The following is a 21,729-nucleotide window of genomic DNA, read 5'->3' on the forward strand; positions in this document are numbered from 1 at the left end:
GCACTGAGTTTTTTTACCACTAAGGCACGTTAGGCACTTAGGGTGCACTGAGTTTTTTTACCACTAAGGCACGTTAGGCACTTAGGGTGCACTGAGTTTTTTTACCACTAAGGCACGTTAGGCACTTAGGGTGCACTGAGTTTTTTTACCACTAAGGCACGTTAGGCACTTAGGGTGCACTGAGTTTTTTTACCACTAAGGCACGTTAGGCACTTAGGGTGCACTTAGTTTTTTTACCACTAAGGCACGTTAGGCACATAGGGTCACTAAGATTTTGGTAGCTTAGCAAATTCCTCTGTAACTAAATGTACTGCTGATTTTACAATATTATCGGTGTGAAAATTAAGCAGCAGGCCTTTGGGCTTTTCTGTTAACATCAAATAGGACAGTAACTGAGCTTTGTGTACCGGTAAGACTATCTCTACTGCTTTGAGTTCGATAATAATTATATCGTTCACCAGAAGGTCTAAACGCAAAGGTGTTGACAACTCTCTACCTTTGTAGGCAATTGGCACTAAGACCTGACGCTCCACTTTTAATCCCCTGATCCTTAATTCCTCAACCAAACATTCTTCGTAAACGGACTCTAGAAGTCCTGGGCCTAAGTGCTTATGCACCTCAATAGCGCAACCAACAATTTGATAAGCTAAATTATTGATGAATGATTGCGTCATACCTTAGTGTACCTTACTGCCTGAGTGCCTTAGTGGTTATTACTATTCAAACTCATTCTTAACCTCAAACCCCGCCTCCCTCAACACCTGATCCCGCCGGAACAACTCAATATCCGCCGCCACCATCTCACTACACAGCGCCTGCAAATCATAAGACGGCTCCCAGCCCAGCTTGACCTTGGCTTTGGAAGGGTCACCAATGAGGAGGTCCACCTCGGTAGGGCGGAAGTACTGCGGGTCTACAGCGACGACCTCGCTGCCGACCTGCAGGGCGTACTCCGGATTGGAACTGCTGCTGACGATGCCAATCTCGTTCACGCCCTCGCCCTTGAATTCCAGCTCCACGCCGATCTCGCGGAAGCTCATGCGGACGAAGTCGCGCACGCTCGTGGTGACGCCGGTGGCGAGGACGAAGTCCTCTGCCTGATCCTGCTGTAGCATCAGCCACATGCCTTCGATATAGTCTTTGGCGTGGCCCCAGTCGCGCTTGGCATCCATGTTGCCTAGGAAGACTTTGTCTTGTAGCCCGAGGGCGATTTTGGCGACGGCGCGGGTGATCTTACGAGTGACGAAGGTCTCGCCCCGCAGGGGACTCTCGTGGTTGAAGAGGATGCCGTTGCAGGCGTACATGTTGTAGGCCTCGCGGTAGTTGACGGTGATCCAATAGGCGTAGAGCTTGGCGACGGCGTAGGGGGAGCGGGGGTAGAAGGGGGTGGTCTCCCGCTGTGGGACTTCCTGTACGAGGCCGTAGAGCTCGGAGGTGGAGGCCTGGTAGAAGCGGGTCTTTTCCTGCAGCCCGAGGATGCGGATGGCTTCGAGGATACGGGTGGTGCCCAGGCCATCGGCATCGGCGGCGTACTCCGGGGCATCGAAGCTGACCTGCACGTGGGACATCGCACCAAGGTTGTAGATTTCATCCGGCTGTACTTCCTGTATGATACGGATGAGGTTGGTGCTGTCGGTCAGGTCGCCGTAGTGGAGGATGAAGCGGAGGTCTTCCTCGTGGGGGTCCTGATAGAGGTGGTCGATGCGGGCGGTATTGAAAAGGGAAGCGCGGCGTTTGATGCCGTGGACTTCGTAGCCTTTTTCGAGCAGGAGTTCGCTTAGGTAGGCGCCGTCTTGGCCGGTGATGCCGGTGATTAGGGCTTTTTTCTTCATGTTTTGTTTTTTGTTTTTACCACTAAGGCACGTTAGGCGCTTAGGGGTTTTACCATGGAGTTTCATGGAGTTTTTACCACTAAGGCACGGAGGCACTTAGGGGGGTTACCACTGTGCGCCTCTGTGGTGAGTAAAACCATGGAGTTCCGTGGAGTTTTGTGCACTGTGTGCCTCTGTGGTGAATTTAACCATGGAGTTTTTTCTTATGCTGTGTTGCCACAATTACGGGAAAATAGCCTTTAATTCCTAAACCACTGGCCTAGTTTGCGGAGGGGTTTGAGTATTGTGGTGTGGGGATAGGGTTTTAGCCCGTTGACCTGCCAGGCGAGGTGGTCTTCGCGGTTGGCGCGGATGCGGTGGCGGAAGCTGGCGTTGCTCATGCCACCGGTGCGCATTTTGACGAGTACTTCAGGCAGGTAGGTGGCGGAGGCTTTGTGCTTGTAGAGGAAGCGGAGCATGAGCTCATAGTCTGCTGCGGAGCGGAAGCGGAGGTCGAAGCTGCCGTATTGCTCAAACAGCGCGCGGCGGGCGAAGAAGGTGGGGTGGGGGGGCATCCATCCGTGCAGGAAGTTGCGGTGGCGGTAGGGGCCGGACTTCCAGTGCCGGACTACGTTGAATGGTGGTTGGGCTGTGACGTAGTGCAGATCGCCGTAGAGGGTGTCGGCTTGGGTGTCTTTAAGCTGCCGGGCTACCCGTTGGAGGGTACCGGGGGTAGCGTAGAAGTCATCGGCATTGAGGAAGGCTATGTACTGCCCGGTGGCGTGGGCTATGCCTTTGTTCATGGCATCGTAAAGCCCGCTGTCTGGCTCGGAAATGATTTTGGAGACATGGGGGTACTGCCGGGCAATGGCGAGGGTGTTGTCCTGGCTGACGCCGTCAATGATGAGGTGCTCGATACCGGGGTGTTGCTGCCTGGCAACGCTTTCCAGCGTATCCGCAATGGTGGCGCTACTGTTGTAGCAGACGGTGATGATGGAAAACGTGAGAGAAATGAGAATGGAATTTAATGCCTTCGTTCGATTGGCAGAGCCGGGCTAAAAACTTGGTGCTCTCTATTTTCTGACCCTTTTAGACTGTGTTGGGATTTCACCCTTTGGGCTGCATTTGCCAAATTTTATCCTGTACTTCGTTGCTCTTCAGTCGCTTAGCTCAGGCTAGGCTCCCTCATCGCGCCCCCGACGATGAATGTCGGGATCAAAGACTTGTTCAGAATAAAATTTGACTACATTCGCTCCAAAAGCGAATTCCCAACACAGTCTTAGTCTTGCACCCTCCGCTCTTTCTTAGCTACCGCCGGATTCCCCTGATAAATGGTGAAGGCTTCCAGATTTGAGGTTGCCACAGACTTGACCGAAAGGACCGCATGGCTCCCGCACCTGACGCCCGGGCAAACCAGGGACTGCGCCCCAATCCATACGCCATTTTCTAGTGTAATGGGGGCGGTGATGAGGTCAAAACTGCTTTTTTTGTAGTTGTGATTGCCACAGAGCAGCATAGCGCCCTGAGAAATGCAGCAGTGGCTGCCAATATCGACCTGATCGAGGTTGTCAATCCAGGCGCCTTCGCCTATCCAAACGTGGTCGCCGATGCGGAGCTTCCAGGGGAATTTGATGGTTACGGATGGCTTGATGACCACGCCGGTCCCCACCTTTGCTCCGAAGGCCTTCAATACCTGAATTTTCAAACCATTGATAATGGCCAGGGGATGGCGGAACAGTATCGCGCTGCAGAGCAGCCAAAGCAGTTCTTTCCAACGGGGAGCGCCACGCTGAAAAGCTTTGTTTTGGTAGCGGGAGAGGTCGGTTTGGGGCATCCTGGAAAAGGGCTACTTGGAAAAGAGCTTTTTGTAGGATGAAACCAGGTCTTGCTTTGCAAAATACTCCTTTGCAAAACGATGGGCAGACCTGGACCATTGTTCGTACTCATGAGCGGTCATTGTTAAAGCATGATGGAGGGCTGTTTTCCAGGCTTCCGGCTCAGATAAGGGCAGGTCCCAGCCTGCTTTATGTTTTTTTAGCCACCGCCACGGCGTTTGATCGCTAATCAGCACGGGCGTTCCAGTAGCTAAAGCCTCGAAAATGGCATGCCCAAAGTTTTCACCATGAGTGGGCAGTATAAAAAAGTGGTGAGCCAGCAGTGCGTCTTTTACCTTGGGCGGAGGCTGTTCACCCGCATAGCTTACCGAAATATTGGCAGGCAGTTTTTGGATGGCTGCTTCACAGTCTTTCCAGTAGCTCGGATCTTCCATAGGGCCAATAATGGTCAACTCCACGGGGTGGCTAATGTATTGCAGTACCTGCAAGGCATGGAGCAACCCCTTGATCGGGTGGATGCGCCCCACAAAAAGGAGTTTCCAGGCCGGAGCGGGGGCAGCTTTGACGGGCTTCCGGGCTTCCGGCTGTACGGGAAAGTTAGAAAGCTGTACTACCTTTGCAGCAGGGCCAAAAACCGAGCGGATATCTTTGGCTTCCGTGGCATCGGTGGCGTGAAAACAGATGCGGCGTTGCAGCCCTATGGTGTGCAGGAGGCTTAGCAAAAGCTTTTTTTTAATTGGCTTGAAAGCCAGGGCTGAACTCCGCAGCATCCCCCGTGGAGCCAAAACCACTTTTCCCCGGTGCGCTCCCCTGAGGTGCAACCATAGCGGCCAGAGCGTGAAGTCCGGGGAGAACATGCTGTTCAGGTACAGGGGGAGGGTAGGGTGCTGCCGCAAAATCGTTCGGATGCGCTTGCGCCGGTCAGCTGGGCTGAGGTATTGCACTTGTGTGGCAGTGCCTTCGTAGGCCACCCAATGGTTGGCGCGGATGCCCTCGTAGGGCTGCGTGTCGCCCAGGTCCCGGTCTCCGGTCACCACCAGCATGGGCATAGTAGGGGACAGGCCTTTTACCAGATTGACGGTGGAGGAAATGGGGCCGCCGGCCCGGTAGCCCGGAGCAAACCAATCAGTTAGCAGGAGTGCTTTTCCCAAAGGGTTAGCCATTGGCACTGCTGACTTTCTGGTAGAGCGACCAGTATTGCTGAGCGATACGTGCGGGCTCAAACCGCTTCACATTTTCAAATCCTGCCGCAACAAGCTGCTCCCGGTAAGCCGGATCGTTCAGAACGCGCTGTACGCCGGTACGGATGCTGTCTGTATCGGAAGGGTCAACCATGCAGGCGGCACTCCCGGCTACTTCGGGCATAGAGGAGCAGTTGCTGGTGATGACCGGGCAACCGAGGGCCTGTGCTTCTACGATAGGGAGCCCAAACCCTTCCAGCGTAGAGACGAATGCCAGGGCATCGGCATTACGGTATTTTTGTACAAGCGCTGCTTTACTGATCTTGTATGCATTGTGATAGCGGATGCGATGTTTTTCCAACAGGGCTTTCTGAACAGGCGTCAACTTGCCCACGATATCTAATGTCAGAGACAACCCCTCAATTGCCCGAATAAGGCCCTCCAGGTTTTTGTTGGCTTTGGTGCCAATGTGGAGTACAACCGGCGGGTGGTTGATGGCAGCGGATGGTATTGGAGCCTCTGCTACCGGCAGCGTGAGCGGGTTGGGGATCACTGCAATCTTTGCTTCAGGAATGGGAGCCAGTTCCAGCAGGTCTTTTTTGGTGGCCTCGGAAATCGTTGTGATGTACCGGGCGTGACGGGCTGGTAGGAACACCCAAAACCAAAAAAGCAACCGGCGCTTCAGCCCGCTGCTCCGCTTTAGGAATTCAAAATCATGGAAGGTGACCACGGTGCGCCCCCGTTCCAGAAAAGGAGTGATGTAAGTGATGTCACCGGTAACGTGGTTGACCACTCCTTGCTGCCTCCGGGCATTCAGCCCGTTTTTCAGGCGGGGGGCCAGCCCCTTGCTCGGGAAAGGCAGTGTATACCACTTTGGCGTTTCGGGGAAGCAGCCCTGCAAAGCTTCAAATACCTGCTCAATGCTGTACTGATGCGAAAAAGCTTTGCGGAAAAACAGGGTCACCTTCACCAGTCAGACCTTCCAGTTTAGAATATTCCTGGCGGCCCAGAAGAAGCCAAAGACCACAATACTGGCTTTGACCATATGATTGAGCACGACCACCAGTTCTGTTTCCGCCTTGACCACCTGAAGGAAAATCAGGGGCAGGAAGGCGATAAGCAGCAGATTTTGTCCGGCGTTTTTCAACAAAAAACGCCAAAATCGGGCCAGGAAAAAACCCCAGGCGCCCATAAAGAGAATGCCGCCAAAGACATTGTAGTTGCCATAGGCTTCCCCGACGATACTTATACCCATTGAGGTACCTTGGCTAATGTCCAGCCCGGTGAACCTCCGAAAGTTTTCCCGGCCGCCGGCCCGCGTTTTGTTGGGGTTTAGGAACCGTGGCAGGATTGATGCGGATATAGCTTGTCCGATGGTCTCGCCCCCAATAAATGGTGTCCGGGCAGGGATTTCATCCATGATGGCGCTGATGATCCATCCCTGATTAAGCCGCACATTGTTTTCTGTGCCGCTAAGCTGTTCGGCATTGCGGTTGTCCTGAAACAGAGCATCAAGTGCCAGGTCAGCGAATAACTCCAGCTTGTTGCCGCCGTACCCCTGCCAGACCTGCATTCGGTAGGCGGCTTTGATGGTTTGTAGAGTGGAAAGCGATAGAACACCGATGAGTATTGTCAGGTAAATCTGTGATTTGGAGGGCTGGTGCTTCAATGCCCAGAACATGTAGAAAAAGACCGACCAAAGCACGAGATCGTGGAACATTGCCTGCCTCAGTGCGCTTAAAAACAAATACCCCAATGCCAGGTAAAAGATGTTGCGGAGGCGTGGGTCATTACTAAAGAAAAGCACAATAGCACCGACAAACTTAAAGTTGGAGGCCAGGAATGCAAAAAAGCCCAATGTGCCCGGCAAAACACCGGAAATCAGGTCAAAAAAGACGCCAATCAGAAATACGCCCAGGCCATATTGTTTGTAACGCTTTAGTTGCGTCACAGGAATAGCCAGCCTGCCATAGCGACCCAGCCCGCCCAAAGTAGACAGTACGAAAAAGCCATAGGCGGGTACGATGTAGCCCATGTACTCTGCCTCGAGTACGTACATATAGTATTTATAATGGTTTGTAGGAAAGTTATACTCTATTATTGGGCCAATAATCCACTGTAGCCCCGCTAACAACAATAATAGTTCGATGATAGGCACCCCTTTGCCCAAACGCTGGGTAAAGCGTAATAAGACAAGCAAAACTACCGTCAATCCGATAATACTAAACGGTTCCATACAGGATCATAAAGCGTTAGCTTAGCGCTTGAATTAATGGTTGCAACTCCTGATTACAATAGTAGGTAGTATTCATCAAAGGCAACTCTAAACTAGCTAAATGAGTAGAGATTAAGCTGGAGTCCAGTTCATTGTAATTTAAGGAAAGTACTTGAGGTCGATTCTGACTATTTAGATAGGGTCTGCAACCAGCCAGTTCCTCAGGAACCCATACATTCAAACCACAAGCCAAATACTCAAATAACTTATTGGGGGCATTATAAATATAGTTCAGGTTGTGCCCATTATACAGAACCAGGCCAATGTCGAATGACTGAGCTATATTGGGTATATCTATATAATTTACACCTGCTTTAAAATAGCGGATTACTTCCTCGTCCTGCCCTTCCAGGAATTGTTGTACTTCCTGGCTCACATTATAGGCATAAATATCCAAACTCATTTGATCCTGGTGCTGTAGGACAAAATCTACTACAGACTTTATATGTGTATTTTCGAATGACAAAGCCCCAATATAAAGCAATCTAACCCTCGGCGAAGCCAGTCTACTTTTACGATGTTTTTGCCAGGATTCTGGTGGGTAATTGGCCAGGGTATGTAAAACCTGAGAAGGAATAAAAGGGTAATCCTTATGAAACAGCGCTAATCTTTGCCGATTCGTTTGAGATATCCAAACTGCTTTTTTATACAAATACGTTCGCTCCAAATGGTGAAAAAATCGTATTGACCCCATGGCAGCCTCATTAAATTCCTCAGGAGCGTAATACTCATGGTTATGAATAAAAACCTTGACCCTGGATCTGAAATACCTCTTATAAAGATAAGCAGGAGCTGCCGAATGGGGTTCATAATATAGGATAGCATCTGGCCGGAAACGCCACATATACCATAGCGGCTTGATCACCAATTGAAGATAAGCCCAAATTTTCAACAAAGGGTTAGCAACATAAGCGGGATAATCACTCCGGTATACCGGTATACTAGCCCTGTTGTAAACGGGTCTATGCTTAGTATTATGAGTGGAATAAACCTTCACGGTAAATGGCTTCCTCTGATGGATGATATCTAATAAGTTAGTAACCGGAGGATAGTACTCTAAAGGCAATAAATGTAAAATAAAAACCTTTTTCAAAATAATACGAATCAGGATGGATTGTTGGATATAATTCCAGTGGTCCGGCAGACGTCCCTTAGTTGGGACTCATAATCATATGCACTTTTACGTACTCTATCCAAACCGCGTTTGGTCACCGCTCGCAAGGCTTCATCATTTGCTAGAAAATATTTGACCCGCTCTACCATATCTCGCTCATCCTTATAAAAAATGGCTTCTCCTTCCCCGAAAAATTGACCAATCTCTTCGTTATACTCGGTCACCAGGGCGGTCCCACAGGCCGGTATTTCAAACGTACGAGTCGTATGCATCTCGGGAAAACGTTTGGATAACAACCCCAAACTTAAAGCCGATTCAGAGACTGCCTTGACATAGGCATCATTAATTAGACGATCTCCCAGGTAAGACAAGGGATAATCTTGATTCTGGGTAACAAAAGGTTTCCATTTTTTTCCCGCCAGGGCTACCGGTATACCTTCACGTAATAAAGCAAGCAAAGCTGCCCCACGTGACGGCTCATAAAGGCCAATAAAAACGACCCGCTTTTTTTTCTGGTCAAAGGAATGGCGAGGATAATGCAACGCTTTATTGTAGCCCTGGGGAATATATAATAGTTTTTCTTCTCCAATAAAAGCCCGATAATGCAGCAAATCAAAAGACTTGGTTGTAATCACAAAGTCGTATAAGGGTAAACTGTCGTAAAAAAAGTGGGAGACATTTTCTTTGAAGGCAGTATCGGGCGTATAATGAACTAACAACTCGCTACTTTTACTAAGCTGCTGCGTGACCTTTTTAGTGATAAAGACCGCCTTGTCTACCCAAATTACATCGTAATGACCGGAGAGTTGTTCTAAAATATAGGTATTGGTAGCCCCAATAACCTTACCTTTCTTAAACCGAAAAGCCAGAGAGCGCCAAATGGGATGGCAGCGATAAAAGGGCACATGGGTATCGATATATTCAAAAGAAACCGGTGCGGTGATGCGCCTCAGGGCTTCTGCTCGCATTTTGGAGGTGGTGCCTTCTGTATACTGCCCAATGTAGAGTACTTTCATTTATGTCAACAAGGTCTTTAGATGGTCTGCAACGCTCTTGCCAATGGCTTCCCACGAAAATTCACGCTGATTGTACGCAAAGGTACGCGCTCGCATTTGCTGATACCCTTTGGTATCGCAAAGGGCCCTTTGCAAATAATCTGAAATTTCTTGAATGTCATAAGATTTACAGAGAAAACCTGTTTCCTCGTGCCGCACCAATTCTGGAATGGCAAACCTATCAATACTGATCGTAGGGCAGCCATAATAGCCCGCTTCTGTAATCACCAAGGGGTTGGTATCCTCTCTGGTCATGTGCATGAGCACAAAGCTTTGACTCATAAGATCCACCATTTTTTGGCGCTCTGTTGGATCTTCTTTGCTTAAACGCCCGTGGTAGATGACGACTGGATCATCTAATAGGTTCGGTGGTGGAGCCCCACCAATAATCTGTAGTTTTAAACTCGGATACTTGGGCTCTAAGGCTTTCATGGCCTGATAGCTGTAGTCTCCTCCTTTTTGATAAAAGTCATTGGCAATGACCAATAAATTTAAGTCCCCCTTGTAAACATCCATCACGGGCAGCGGGATGCTGCCTCCTCTACCAACTGGCTTAAAATTATGAATCTTTTCAAAGGTCTTGGCAGTTTGCTGCAGCCCCCAACGCGATTCAAAGAAGACGGCCGCTGCATTAGACAGCCATTGTTTTTCCAAAGACAAAATGCGCTGGATGTCACTGTGGCTAAAGTCTTTATACGCAAAGGTGTTTTCAAAAAACTGTTGAAACCCCACATCGCAGTAGGCCGCGTAAGGAGTTTTAGGCTCACATAACACCCAGGGAGTGATGCCTTTAAAAAAAACCAGATCGTATGGGGCCGTGATGGCCTCAAAAGCTGCTTGTATGGCTTTTAAACGCTTATTGGAAAAAAAGAAAAAATGCCCAGGACGTTTTAAGAGCTTTCTGTTGATGTTGGACATCAGCTTAGACAGCCTGCTGTAGCCTGGGTTGATTTGGGCATAGGTACAGTCAAAATGTTGCTGTAGCTCTTGGTACATGTGAAAATTCACAGCATTGGCACCACCTGTTTGGCTTTTTTCTGGAATATTTGATATGTAGAGTACTCTACTCAAATTTGTATGGTTTAAATACTACACAAAATTTGAGACCAGCTCCGTCCACAGGCATCTTTAACAGCTTTGACCTTTCTAATTGACTTGGTCTCCCATAATAGTCTTATTATAGTTCTGGATAAGCGTTTCTTATAAAACCTCTTCGCTTGCGTTATATGGGATTGTTCTAATGGACAATGCTCTGAATTTAACATCTCCATAGATAACAAAAAATTGTTAATCAAATAGTCATGAGATTGCATACCTTTTTGATATTCTTGATCATCATGTTCCCGCCAATATACCAATCCTGGTTCTATTTTTAAAATAGAATGCGCTCTGGCCAAACGCAACCAGAACTCTGTATCGCCAATATACCTCTTGCCCGAGAATCCGCCCATTTCATCAAAAACAGTCTTTTTTATAATCGCTAAAGACGGCGGAAAGCCTAGGACTCCTCGCATCAAAAACTCTCGATAGTAAGCTTCTTTTGGCGCCATTACAAAAGGATATGGCTCAGTATCTTCTGCTACTTGCTGCGATACTCCTAAAGCACACTCAGGATGGTTCTCCATAGTGTCAACCATAATTTGCAAACCATGGGGGTAAATGAGATCATCGGCATCGAGGTACTTTAGATATTTCCCTTGGGCATAAGCTGCCGCCTGATTCCGATTGGGATAATCCCCTAAGTTCTGTTTATTCTCATAGACCTTAATACGAGCATCTTTAGCCGCATAGCTTTGGGCTATGGCTACTGAAGCGTCTTTAGATTGGTCATCCACTATGATCAATTCCCAGTCTTGATAGGTAGAAGCCAGCACACTCTCAATACAGTCGGCAAGGTATTTTTCACGGTTAAAAACGGTAGTTAGAATTGAAACTATAGGCTTACTCATATTGACAACTTAATTATACATCATTGCCTGATTTGAAAAACAACTTAATTTTTACTTGAAAACTTTGTAAATCGGAGAATCGAAGGAGATATTCTAGATATTTCATCCACCTTAAAATAAAATGTCTACAAACTACTATTCCAATTTTCTTACACCTCTAAAATTTAGTTGATTAAATGAATGTGTTTGGCTATTTTGTTTTTTTTTCATTTTATGAAAACATATGAACACTAATCATTCAATAAAGGCGGATGGATTCCAAATACAATAAACTCTTTAACTTGGATTTAAAAACAAAAAACAGATTGCAAATGAATGATGTCTGGCATAATATGAATCTTGGTGACTGCAAAATCCAATAGCCTAAACTATTCTTTATTAACCATTAAATTCTATATTAAGTTTAATTTATAAGTTTTTGGTTAGAGCTATCGTTATGATTATGATTTATATTTTTTTTAAGAGTATTCCAGCCACCAATACCTAATATTCTTTTAAATATCATCTTTATTATTGTTACCAAACTAACATGTCCATTAAGTAGATTTTTGTATTTCCGATTAATATCTTCTAACTGTCTAACTTTTAAATCGTATAACTCTTTATGGACAACATCTGTCAGTAAAGATTGTTCTATTTTTTTTTGAAATGCGTAGCCTTTTGGTGCAAAAATCACCATATTTTGTTTATAACATGTTTGGCATGAACTTTCCCAAAATAATGGTCGTAAGACATTATGTAGAACATAATTTTCAGTTTCAAATAAATTAACCCAGTATGACAACCATTGTTCATTAATATGATTTTGACCTGGTTGAAATGGAACTGCAGCCGAAAACAAAATAATTTTTCCAGCGTTCACAAGATTTTTTACATGTATTTTAGCTGAATCAGGACTTAAGTGTTCTGCCACTTCAAGACTGATAACAAGGTCATAATATTCATTTAGATTTAAAGGCTGTTCTAGGTCGAACTCTAAAAATTCGTTTTCGCCTAGATACCTATTTAACAAATCCGTTCTCGCCCAAGATCCATCAACACCCAATACTTTCTTAACACCATGACTCTTACATACATATAAAAAATTTCCAACACCGCAACCAACATCAACAACGCTCCTAGGGTTAAATAAATTAAGGATTTTTGGAATAATAATCTCTGGATCTTTTAGATTATGTTGCAACTCATCGTGAATATATTTCATTTTAATCTCTTTTAAACTTTTTAGTTAGGTAAGCTTTTCCAAATAAGTAAGTCATTAACCATAACTTACGTGACTCTGCTACACCATTATAAAGTAACTGGTCATAAAAACTATTTCCATATTCTTTCTTAAAATTATTTCCCCAATTACTAGGGTCTCTAAATGCTTCTATTCTGTGCTTTTTTGTTAATAAAGAAAAAATTGATTGATCCTGAAGATTATGTACAAACTTCTGACCATATGTTGGGTGATAAGACTTAACTTCATCACTTATATGATCATAAATAGTACACGTATTTAACCACTCTTGTATAAATCCTAAGGTATACTTAGTTTTACGATATAAGCTATAGCTTGCGTAACGTTGTCTTGATTCTAAAATACTATTTTCCAGTAAACCTAGATCTTGGCAAAGGTTATATTTGGTATATTCATATTCAAAATTTGGAGAATCAAAAACCATTAAGGAACTTTTTTTCTTTTTCATCAGTTGGGTTAAAGGTTTTACATCATCAATAAAAATTGTATCAACATCACAGTAAATTAATATATCATCCTTACCAAGTTTTTGAAGAGTTTTTAAAATTATATAAGGTTTCCATAAAAATAATCCGTTTCCCTTTTTAATATCAAGAATTTTCTTGTTGTTTAAATAGAAGGTTTTATCCCTATAGATATCGCTATCTGAGTATTCTATGATTTTATCAATACCACCAAAATTTTTAGCCGTATAGGATTGGAATTTTTGCATTTTGGCATAAGGCTTATTTGCATAATTTATTAAATATATCATTTTTCTCCTCTAATTTTATAAACAAATTCTGGTGCAATAGATAATTTTCTCAGGTTTACCTGATTAAGGAATGCTAATTGCGCATAATCATCATATGCCTTCTCGAAAGTATAATCTTCATCTAGAAGTTTTTTTAAGCCTTGAATTATATCTTCCTGTTTTGTGGTTAGATTACTCATGCATTCAATAGGTTGTTTAAACTTTAATCTTAGTTTGCATTTTATCTTTATATCACCATTGTTGCAGGGGTACTTCTTACATCTAGGCATTACACAATAAAAAGGCATCCTTGCGGGCATGGGTTCTGCCCACTGCCCACCTGATAAGGCCAACCAGGGGGTTCCCAAACAAGGTGCTAAAAAGGCAAAACCTGTATGAGGGGACAAAAACACGTCGGCGCGTTGTATAAGTCCTAACTGATTGTCCAAACCAACATCATAAGCGTTTATGGCGCCAGGAATACTGTTAATAAAGTCGGTAACAGTCTCTTTTGCCTTAGCCGTGCTCACTTTGGCTTTACTATGCACCCTGCTTAGGCCAGTTATTATAAAGGTGGCATTGGGGTAAGCTAAATGAATGGTATTAAATATCTTTTTCCAAGTCCTAAAACTAGGCCAAATGCTTTGTCTAGAAGCCCCTTTAAGCATTACTGCTATGAGGGGATACCCTATACGAGTTGGCAGCTTAAAACTTATTTTCTCTGTGGGAATTTGTATGGTAAAGGCACTGTAAGGTGCCGATGTTAATGCCTGCGGATGGGCATCTGGAGTATCGTTATAGCCATGCCATAGCCTGGCTTTAAAGTGTTTTTGTAACAAACGATTACAAGCTAAAAGAGATGATGTAAAATCCTCTGGGGTATATAACAAACGTTTTGGGAACACCACATAATCAAAGGTATCGGGTAGTTTTAACTGGGAAATTGACTCGGTGTGCTTACCATGTTCGTCATCTATAGGGTAGACTGCTTCAATAAAATTGCAATAGTCACCAAGTAAATAAGGACTTTTGTGATGAACCAAAAGATGAATTTTCAAATTGGGATGCGCTTTGTGGTAATTAGCAGCTACCTCAAGTGCCTCTACCAAATGCCCCACAGCCGGATAGTACACCCAAACTATGAGCAGCGATTTAGATGATATTTGTTGTGTTTTCGCTAACAAAATTAAAACTTCTCAGGTTCATTATAACGTCAAATTAAGTAAATTCTATTACTTTCTAAAAGTAGACCTATTTTAGCGGACTTATTTTAACAATCTATATAAAATCTTCAAGCTAATGTGCTTAGATAGAATAAAACGTCCTATCCGTAATTTATCTGCCCTGCTCATGACATGTCTAGAAGACCTGTAATATTCCAACCAAAATTCTGCTTGTTTTTTAGCTCTTTGGTGTTTTAATTTATTTGTTATTTCTGCATATGTATATTCATCAACAATATTAAAAACCAATTGATGCGTTTGTAAAGCGGAACCATCTTGAAACGTTTGCTGCGTAGCATTAGATTCATGACTACGATATAGAGCTAACACCTGATTTGAAGAAGCTATAGGGTAATTATTGGCAATACGGATCCACATTTCCCAATCTTCCATGCAGTTTAAACGGCGATCAAATGTCCCTATTGTTTCATAAACGTCGCGCTTCACCACCATAGAGGGAGTTTGAATGTATTGTTCGGTATATAATTTAGCCAACATATCGGGGACGATACCTTCTTCCGCTTGCAGCATCCCTGTCATCCCCGTCCAGCGCCCTTGGTCATCGATATATAGCGATCTACAAAACGCAGCACCTGCATCAGGATGGTCCTTTAAAAGTTGGGCCATGGTCGTATAAAAACCAGGGCGTACCATATCGTCCCCATGCAATTGGTGAATGTAATTTCCTTTACTAGCCTTTAGGCCTGTTTCATAATTTCGAACTTTGCCTACATTTTTTTCTTGGCGTATAAACTTAACTCGTCCCTCACCATAATGCTGTACCACCGCTTCCGGATCATCTTGGGTGGAATGGTCATCCACCACGATGATTTCCATGTGTTCTGGCCCCAAATCTTGGGCTAAAACCGACGCTAAAGTTTCTTTAAGGTAATGGGCGCAGTTATAGGTGGGGATGACGATTGACCAAAGTGGTCGTTTTGTCTCTAATGGTACAGGGTCTAAAACAATAAAATGCAATTCCTCCGTTTTTTTATGCATCATAGCCAATTAAGGGCATTTTTTTTCTTAAAACAATTTCCAATACTTTACGCGGCAAGCGAATGACCCACCAGTTATTGAGTTTTTTGATATCATAACGGTACCCCCCTAACTGCTCTTGGTGGGTTCTATTAAACCAAAGTGTCTTCCAAAAACCCCACCAATTATGAGGGTATTTATACCGGTAAGGTGGTGGTATTTGGTACACATTATCTGCCTCGGTATACACCAAGTCGCGTTGGCCTTCATGTAGATGATAAGCCTTAATACTGTAAGCGGGGTTCAATACCTCGTAACCGGCTTGCTCCAATTCATACATTAATCGGTTATCACAGCGCGGCACTCCTAAAGGAAATGCGGCTTGTAAAGTGGCTTTAATTGATCCTTTAATTATCCAAACATCCTGGCTACTGTTCTTATTATAAAGTTGCGGTTGTTTAAAGCCTGTGGTATCCCAGCGCGATAGGGCCAAGGCTTTACCCTCTAGATCTAAATACTTAAGCACCCCTAGATGTTCATCAAAATAAATATCGGTATTGGCGATGATGTGGATGTGATCACTTGGACTATTTTGGTTGATGTACTCAAAAAAATCTTGATAGGTTGGCCTTTGGCTCATGGGTACCACCCTTAACTTTTTATGGGCAAAGGCGCTTAAATCGCCTCCCTCATTAAACACCGTAATGCTAGCCAACGCCTTATTGGCCAAATTATGGGTTAAGCACTGCTGCAGTTCTGCACGTCGCGCTGCTTTTTTTTCAGGGTAGTAGGTAGTGTAAAGGTGGATTTTCAAGTATACTACATTTTATAAAAAAGTTCCTATTTTATTTAATAAGGAACGAGTTATAAGATAGATTTTTCTAAAAAACTGAGAGTTAACAAATGTTAAGTACTTTTTTTTTAAATTAAATTCCAAAACATAAAAATAGTATTGGTATAAATTGTATCGGGTTTCTTTACTTAAATCTAAAAACTTATAATTGAATTTCTTTAAATCTTTTTTATGGAGGTAAGTAACAATAGCCTTCGTTTTCTTATTATAATATGATTGATAAATTTTAGAACGATTAGATTTTTCAATGATTGGTAAATCATTCTTAATGTCAAATTTAGTTTTCAAATAATTAAACACCTCAGGTAACTCTTCAAATTTTCCAATATAATCTAAGGGTAAATCAAGTATTTTTGAGTATTCAAAACTCTCATATTCATGAGGTGCTGGCTTATAATTTAGTAAAAAATTATATAAATCTTTAGATTTTTCATTTTCATAAAATCCTCTTTTCCAAGCTGAAATCATCCGGTCAAACGGATTCCTAACTAATGCCATTTTAAAATAATCTGACCAAAGTATATCCGTTAATAATGACTTAGTCTGAGAAGCACTCAAATGTTTAAATTTATAATTGTCGACCTTAGAATCATAATTAAAGGCATTCTCTATACTTGTTCCTCCTGTTCTAGGAATATGAATAAATACAAATTTTCTATTATGATCTATCATAGGACATTAGTTTGTTTTTAGGATTTCTAACTTTGTTTCGCCCATATGAAAGGCAGTTTCCGAAAAGGAACTGCCATGAGATGCATAAATTTTTTCTGTTTTTGATAACATATATAAATCTATAACTGCATTTTCAATTCCTTTTCTAGTGGTTCTGTTCAACTCAAAATCATTAGTGTGGATTGCACCGGGAAACTTTTTGATTAAATATGCCTTTACTTGGGAATCGTCTGTTGCTAAAAAAAACTTTACATCTTGATTATTTTCAATTTCTTTATGTATGATCTGCTCAAACAATATAATTGGACTATTTTCAATAGCTTTTATATGATCTGTACGCCGTATATGTAATCCTATGACTTTATGATTTCGTAAGCTTAAGTACTGACTATCTATAATATTTTGTATGTAATTTTTTGGTTTAAATAAAGAATAATCCTCTGGATATAAAAAACGATGACAAGTATGGAATGAGATAACATCGTACTTAGCTAATTTATTTAAGTTTTTTTGCTTTTTAAAAAATTCTGTAACTATTTAGGTGTGGGTTCCTGCGGCAGCGTAGCTGCGAAGGAACGACTCGCCCCGCCAAGCGTTGAGCAACTCTTCATAGGCAGACAAGCCGTGCTTTTTTGCCGTGCTGCAAAAGCTTTTGATCCTTGCATAGTGCCGCGCACCCTGTAGGGTACGGAAGCAGCCACTGACTTTTAGCTTCGTTTTTAACGGGCGGATATCACGTTCGGCCAGGTTATTAGTGAAGGGCACTTCGTGCTCCCGCGTGAACCTCAGTACTTCTTCTTCGTATCGTTCCAGCCTTTCGAGCAGGTTCCTCCCTTTTGTTTTCTTCGCCCGGCCTTTTGGGCGGAGTTCGGGCGGCGGCTCTTCACGGCTGGCTTCTTTTAAGATTTGCCGGTAGCGGGACAGGACCGTTTTATATTTTTTAGCCGGCAGCACTGAGCTCCCGCCACTGCTAAATTCGTAAGCGTACATTAACAAACTGTGCATCTTGTCAGCCCACTGGCGCTCATGGTTTTCAGCTAGGCCTCTAAGCTCGCGCAGCAAGTGCGCCCCACAAAGCGCATGGCGGGCGTTTTCCAAGCCAAAATAGCTTGCCCAGCAGTCGTGCACCAGTGTGCCTGTATAGTTTTGAGCTATGCTTTCGTCGCTGTGCAGCGCCTGTGCGCCTCTTTTCTCATGCACAAACAGATAAGTAAACAGGCCACAGACAAAATTATGTGCCCAGTGCAGTTTGCCTGCCACCCGGGCACCGCTTTCGTCAGCATGCGCTACGGGGCTGGACAATGCCTGCTCTTTGATAACCGCCTCATCATCGGCCAGCTTCCCGTACATGCGCTGTACGGAAGTGGATACTGTATTCTCATTAAGCTCATACCCTGTCAGGCTGGCAAAGAGCTCCCCTATGCGCCCTACGGGCATGCTTTGCTCCACATTCAGCAGGCTGACTAAGGCATGTACCCTGTCGCCGTATTGTACGGGGGCTGGCACGCCGGACGGGAAGCTGCCTGTATGCTGCTCGCCACAGCAAGGGCAATGTTTGACCTCCAGGCGGTGCTCTTCTATTTGCAAAAGCTTCGGGGGGAGGTCAAAAACCTGGCGGCGCTCTAAGCTTATGCTTGGCACAGTGCTTTCCAGGTTCTGGCCGCAGCTGCATTTTTGCTCAGCTACCGGGTGGACAACAAGGCGGTCTGCTGCAGACGGGGCGACCATCTCAAGCGTCTTCCCCTTATGCCCAGACTGGCCTCCCTTCTTGCCGCCTTTCTTGCGCGGGAAAGCAGGGGCCTTCTTCAGCCCATCGCTGCTCGGAGGCCGCGACGAAGTCCGGCTGTTGGCTTTCAGCTGTGCTTCCAGCTCTGCAATACGAGCCAGCGCTGCTTCCAGCAGTGATTCCAGCTTTGCTATTTGCTCAGCTTGTTGCGCTATGATCTCGTCCTTGTTCACCTGTGCTAGTTCGCTATTTTTTCGCTATTTTGCAAATTGACCTAAATAGTTACAAAATTCTTTCACAGCATCATTTCTTATATCTGGTGAAATAGAATAAAAAGCCGAGTAAATATTTTTTAAAATCCTAGGCAACTTGTTTAACTTCTTTAAGAATAATGGTTCTGTACTGAGCATCTTAATTTCTGGAAGAGGCTCAAAAATTTCTTCAAAATTTGCTCCTACTTCATGATTATTCTCCCAAATAACAAATAATTTTTTTTTAAATAACTCCTTTAGAATGTAAGCAGAGTCTATACTCCTCATTCTATTACACAACCCCCCTTCAGTTTTTAAATAAATGCCGGATTCTATTTTTTTCATTTTACAAATTAATTAGATAATTTCATTTAACACTTAAAAAATTGATTTCCTTGCTATCATTCTTGTTGTAATAATTAATAAATCTGACAAATAAAACGGTGCATGATACTAGTGTTTTCTAGCCTTGGAATGTTATATAAATTTAAGTACGCCTCCCTCATTAAACACCGTAATGCTAGCCATCGCTTTATTGGCCAAATTATGGGTTAAGCACTGCTGCAGTTCTGCACGTCGTGCTGCTTTTTTTTCAGGGTAGTAGGTGGTGTAAAGGTGAATCTGGGACATGGTTGAATTGCTTATATTCTAATGTGTCGGGTCTAACAATTTTAAAAGGGCTTTGACTTGGTGTTCAGACGTATAATGCTCTTTAAAGTGGTTGTAGGCCTGTTGCCCCATAGCCATGACTTTAGCCCTATTCTTAGCTAATGCAAGCAAATATTCCGCAAACTCAGCTGTGGTATCTGCCACATAACCTGTCTCCCCGTCTATAATTAATTCTGGTAAAGCGGCATTATTAAATACCAAAGCCGGCGTTCCGCAGGCATAACCCTCTATGATGGTTTGTCCAAAGGTCTCCTCATAAGAGGTGGACACCACCACATCGGCTGCTGAAAATACAATGCTTTTAAACTCGGGTTGCCACACGCTACCCATAGGCTTAATGTTCAGCTCCTGTTTTATATCAGTGGGCAAGTCAGCCCCCATAGTTAGCACATGCAAATTATTTATCTGTTTTGAAACTCGTTTTATAACCTCTAAAAGCCGATACATACCCTTTCGTTTAGTAGATAGTGAGGCTGAAACCGATAGGACTATAACATCTTTTGTACTAAAACCCAAAGCTTGTTTGGCAATAGCTTTATCAATTTTTACCAGTTCACCTTCCGGAAGTCCCAGCGGTACACAATGAATATGGTCCTTATTGGTTATGTTGGCTTTTTCTATGACGTCATAGCTAAATTGGCTATTGGCAATAACATTGAGGCCTTTAAATGCGGATAAATATTGTCGTTTTTCTTTTTTTAGTGTCTTTTCTAAATTTCTTACAAAGGGCTGTTGAAAGCGCTTATCATCAAATAAGGTATGGAATCCTCCTAAAATCATAGAAAAATCGTGCGTGTACCAAAACACCTGTGTTTCCTTAGGAATATTTTTAAAAAAGCTTTTATAATCTAAAAAGCCCGCCACCCAATGTATAATAATAACATTGGCCCATTGGATTAAGGGGTGCTTGTGAATTTTATAATCGGAATGGGGAAAAGAGTACATCTCAGGTGCGCAATGCTGATGTACTTTTTTAAGTTGTAATGCATTTTTCTGATCTGCGGTAAGCAAAACCCCAAACCGCTCTAATATACGATGGTAAAATCTTGGAAAAAATTTAGGAAATACCTCTACATTTTTTACATCGCTAGTTTTTTGTAAACAAAGAAACTGGCTTTGCACTCCAGCATCTAGCATGCTTTTATGCAAGCGTATAGCGGCAATACCAGCACCACCAGAATCTTTTGTGCTAATATGTAAAATTTTATAACTTACCAACGTTTAAACAACTTAATAAGCTGTAAGCGATAGTGGTAGTACATCCTCTCAAAACGCCTATTAAATGTACTTGTTTTACCGAAACGATAATAGCGTTTTAAATAGGTAGTTCCTAATTGGGAAATTCTAGGCTGTTGATACCGCACATCTATCTCCGTGTCATAACTAAAGGCCGTGGCATCCTCACCTGGCAAGCAATGCGCACCACTACCATCTAACCCTATATTTTTAGATAGGGTTACATTTGGATATAAACATAAGCCTTGGTTAAGAAAAATAGAGGTATACCACATAATGGCCCAGGTGTTGATTTGCCCTGTGATATTATGTTTTAACTGTTCATGAAAATTAAGAACTCCATCCAAATTAAACGCTTTCATGATAGCAGGGGCTTGAATCTGTTCGTATAAATCTTGGGCATCCCAGTTAGCGGCATCCCAAGCGCTTTTCCAAGTCGCCCATCCCCAGCAACTCATAAACCTTAAAAAAAATGTCTCTGGCAAATTACTTATAGAATTGGTATAAGGTAAATAGGAGGCGATATGCATCACTTTAGACTCATTTTTATAGAGCTCTAAAGCCTCATTCATATAAGTTAAAAAACCCTTAGCCGTAACAATGTCGTCCTCTAAGACTATCACTTTACCAAATTGATTAAGGATTTTGGTGACGCCATCTTTAATGGAAACTGCTAATCCTTTATTGTTTTCTGACTCAAACAAGGTTATGGTTTTACACCATGTTTTTTCTTTTACAATAGTCCTGGCGTCTTGTATAGCATTAAGCGTTTCTGAAGTAGCATTAGCTTTTGGTCCGTCGCAAAACACAAACAAATGGGATTGATTCGCCAGCTCGTTAGCTTGCAAGGCTTCTAAAGTTTGACGTGTATGCTTTGGCCGGTTGTAAACAAAAAGGGCAATGGGTGCTAGCTGCATTAGCTATT

22 protein-coding genes are annotated in these 21,729 nt (G+C 43.4%); all 22 read right to left on the bottom strand.

What is annotated here, in order from left to right; genetic code table 11:
- Positions 1 to 266: 266 nt before the first annotated feature.
- The 22 genes from IX84_RS19175 to IX84_RS19280 all read right to left on the bottom strand — a co-directional run bounded on the left by IX84_RS19175 (position 267) and on the right by IX84_RS19280 (position 21,721).
- The gene (locus IX84_RS19175; RefSeq protein WP_044224433.1) at positions 267 to 674 is read right to left on the bottom strand and encodes a GxxExxY protein; all 408 of its coding nucleotides are present in this window, start codon (positions 672 to 674) and stop codon (positions 267 to 269) included.
- Between the two features lie 42 nt (positions 675 to 716).
- Positions 717 to 1,832, bottom strand: coding sequence for a GDP-mannose 4,6-dehydratase (gene gmd / locus IX84_RS19180; protein WP_044224436.1), 1,116 nt, complete (start codon positions 1,830 to 1,832; stop codon positions 717 to 719).
- 239 nt (positions 1,833 to 2,071) lie between these two features.
- Positions 2,072 to 2,830, bottom strand: coding sequence for a glycosyltransferase family 2 protein (locus IX84_RS19185; protein ID WP_202965273.1), 759 nt, complete (start codon positions 2,828 to 2,830; stop codon positions 2,072 to 2,074).
- A gap of 260 nt (positions 2,831 to 3,090) precedes the next feature.
- A complete protein-coding gene (locus IX84_RS19190; RefSeq protein ID WP_044224441.1) occupies positions 3,091 to 3,645 on the bottom strand; it encodes a putative colanic acid biosynthesis acetyltransferase in 555 nt (184 codons plus the stop codon).
- Between the two features lie 12 nt (positions 3,646 to 3,657).
- Positions 3,658 to 4,809 carry a glycosyltransferase gene (locus IX84_RS19195; RefSeq protein WP_044224444.1) on the bottom strand — a complete coding sequence of 384 codons (1,152 nt, stop codon included), beginning with the start codon at positions 4,807 to 4,809 and terminating at the stop codon, positions 3,658 to 3,660.
- Positions 4,802 to 5,797 (bottom strand): glycosyltransferase family 4 protein, encoded by a 996-nt coding sequence (locus tag IX84_RS19200; protein ID WP_052516216.1) that lies wholly within the window; start codon positions 5,795 to 5,797, stop codon positions 4,802 to 4,804. Before IX84_RS19200 ends, IX84_RS19195 begins: the two co-directional genes overlap by 8 nt.
- A 3-nt stretch (positions 5,798 to 5,800) precedes the next feature.
- Positions 5,801 to 6,886 (bottom strand): hypothetical protein, encoded by a 1,086-nt coding sequence (locus tag IX84_RS19205; protein WP_044224450.1) that lies wholly within the window; start codon positions 6,884 to 6,886, stop codon positions 5,801 to 5,803.
- Between the two features lie 193 nt (positions 6,887 to 7,079).
- Positions 7,080 to 8,195: a glycosyltransferase family protein gene (locus tag IX84_RS19210; RefSeq protein WP_152605144.1), complete on the bottom strand. Its 1,116-nt coding sequence runs from the start codon at positions 8,193 to 8,195 to the stop codon at positions 7,080 to 7,082.
- Between the two features lie 11 nt (positions 8,196 to 8,206).
- Positions 8,207 to 9,232, bottom strand: coding sequence for a CgeB family protein (locus tag IX84_RS19215; RefSeq protein ID WP_044224458.1), 1,026 nt, complete (start codon positions 9,230 to 9,232; stop codon positions 8,207 to 8,209).
- Entirely contained in the window at positions 9,233 to 10,342 is a 1,110-nt protein-coding gene (locus tag IX84_RS19220; protein WP_152605145.1) for a glycosyltransferase family 4 protein, read from the bottom strand.
- Positions 10,343 to 10,353: 11 nt separating this feature from the next.
- Positions 10,354 to 11,220: a glycosyltransferase family 2 protein gene (locus IX84_RS31235; RefSeq protein WP_052516217.1), complete on the bottom strand. Its 867-nt coding sequence runs from the start codon at positions 11,218 to 11,220 to the stop codon at positions 10,354 to 10,356.
- Between the two features lie 403 nt (positions 11,221 to 11,623).
- Positions 11,624 to 12,424 (bottom strand): class I SAM-dependent methyltransferase, encoded by an 801-nt coding sequence (locus tag IX84_RS19230; RefSeq protein WP_052516218.1) that lies wholly within the window; start codon positions 12,422 to 12,424, stop codon positions 11,624 to 11,626.
- A gap of 1 nt (position 12,425) precedes the next feature.
- Positions 12,426 to 13,217: a hypothetical protein gene (locus tag IX84_RS19235; RefSeq protein ID WP_044224464.1), complete on the bottom strand. Its 792-nt coding sequence runs from the start codon at positions 13,215 to 13,217 to the stop codon at positions 12,426 to 12,428.
- Positions 13,214 to 14,254, bottom strand: coding sequence for a glycosyltransferase family 9 protein (locus IX84_RS19240; RefSeq protein WP_152605146.1), 1,041 nt, complete (start codon positions 14,252 to 14,254; stop codon positions 13,214 to 13,216). Before IX84_RS19240 ends, IX84_RS19235 begins: the two co-directional genes overlap by 4 nt.
- A gap of 207 nt (positions 14,255 to 14,461) precedes the next feature.
- Complete coding sequence (locus IX84_RS19245) at positions 14,462 to 15,421, bottom strand: glycosyltransferase family 2 protein (RefSeq protein ID WP_052516219.1); 960 nt, start codon at positions 15,419 to 15,421, stop codon at positions 14,462 to 14,464.
- The gene (locus tag IX84_RS19250) at positions 15,411 to 16,211 is read right to left on the bottom strand and encodes a hypothetical protein (RefSeq protein ID WP_044224471.1); all 801 of its coding nucleotides are present in this window, start codon (positions 16,209 to 16,211) and stop codon (positions 15,411 to 15,413) included. Before IX84_RS19250 ends, IX84_RS19245 begins: the two co-directional genes overlap by 11 nt.
- Before the next feature lie 12 nt (positions 16,212 to 16,223).
- Positions 16,224 to 16,922: a sulfotransferase family 2 domain-containing protein gene (locus IX84_RS19255; RefSeq protein WP_044224476.1), complete on the bottom strand. Its 699-nt coding sequence runs from the start codon at positions 16,920 to 16,922 to the stop codon at positions 16,224 to 16,226.
- Between the two features lie 6 nt (positions 16,923 to 16,928).
- Positions 16,929 to 17,219 carry an O-fucosyltransferase family protein gene (locus tag IX84_RS19260; protein ID WP_044224478.1) on the bottom strand — a complete coding sequence of 97 codons (291 nt, stop codon included), beginning with the start codon at positions 17,217 to 17,219 and terminating at the stop codon, positions 16,929 to 16,931.
- Between the two features lie 240 nt (positions 17,220 to 17,459).
- Positions 17,460 to 18,881, bottom strand: coding sequence for an IS66 family transposase (tnpC, locus tag IX84_RS19265; RefSeq protein WP_052515688.1), 1,422 nt, complete (start codon positions 18,879 to 18,881; stop codon positions 17,460 to 17,462).
- Between the two features lie 24 nt (positions 18,882 to 18,905).
- Complete coding sequence (locus IX84_RS19270; protein ID WP_044224483.1) at positions 18,906 to 19,244, bottom strand: hypothetical protein; 339 nt, start codon at positions 19,242 to 19,244, stop codon at positions 18,906 to 18,908.
- A 303-nt stretch (positions 19,245 to 19,547) separates the two neighbouring features.
- Positions 19,548 to 20,786, bottom strand: coding sequence for a glycosyltransferase (locus tag IX84_RS31240; RefSeq protein ID WP_152605147.1), 1,239 nt, complete (start codon positions 20,784 to 20,786; stop codon positions 19,548 to 19,550).
- Positions 20,780 to 21,721 carry a glycosyltransferase family protein gene (locus IX84_RS19280; protein ID WP_044224486.1) on the bottom strand — a complete coding sequence of 314 codons (942 nt, stop codon included), beginning with the start codon at positions 21,719 to 21,721 and terminating at the stop codon, positions 20,780 to 20,782. The genes IX84_RS31240 and IX84_RS19280 overlap by 7 nt, the downstream gene beginning before the upstream one ends.
- Positions 21,722 to 21,729: the final 8 nt, after the last annotated feature.

This window comes from Phaeodactylibacter xiamenensis (assembly GCF_000759025.1).
Lineage (GTDB): Bacteria > Bacteroidota > Bacteroidia > Chitinophagales > Saprospiraceae > Phaeodactylibacter > Phaeodactylibacter xiamenensis.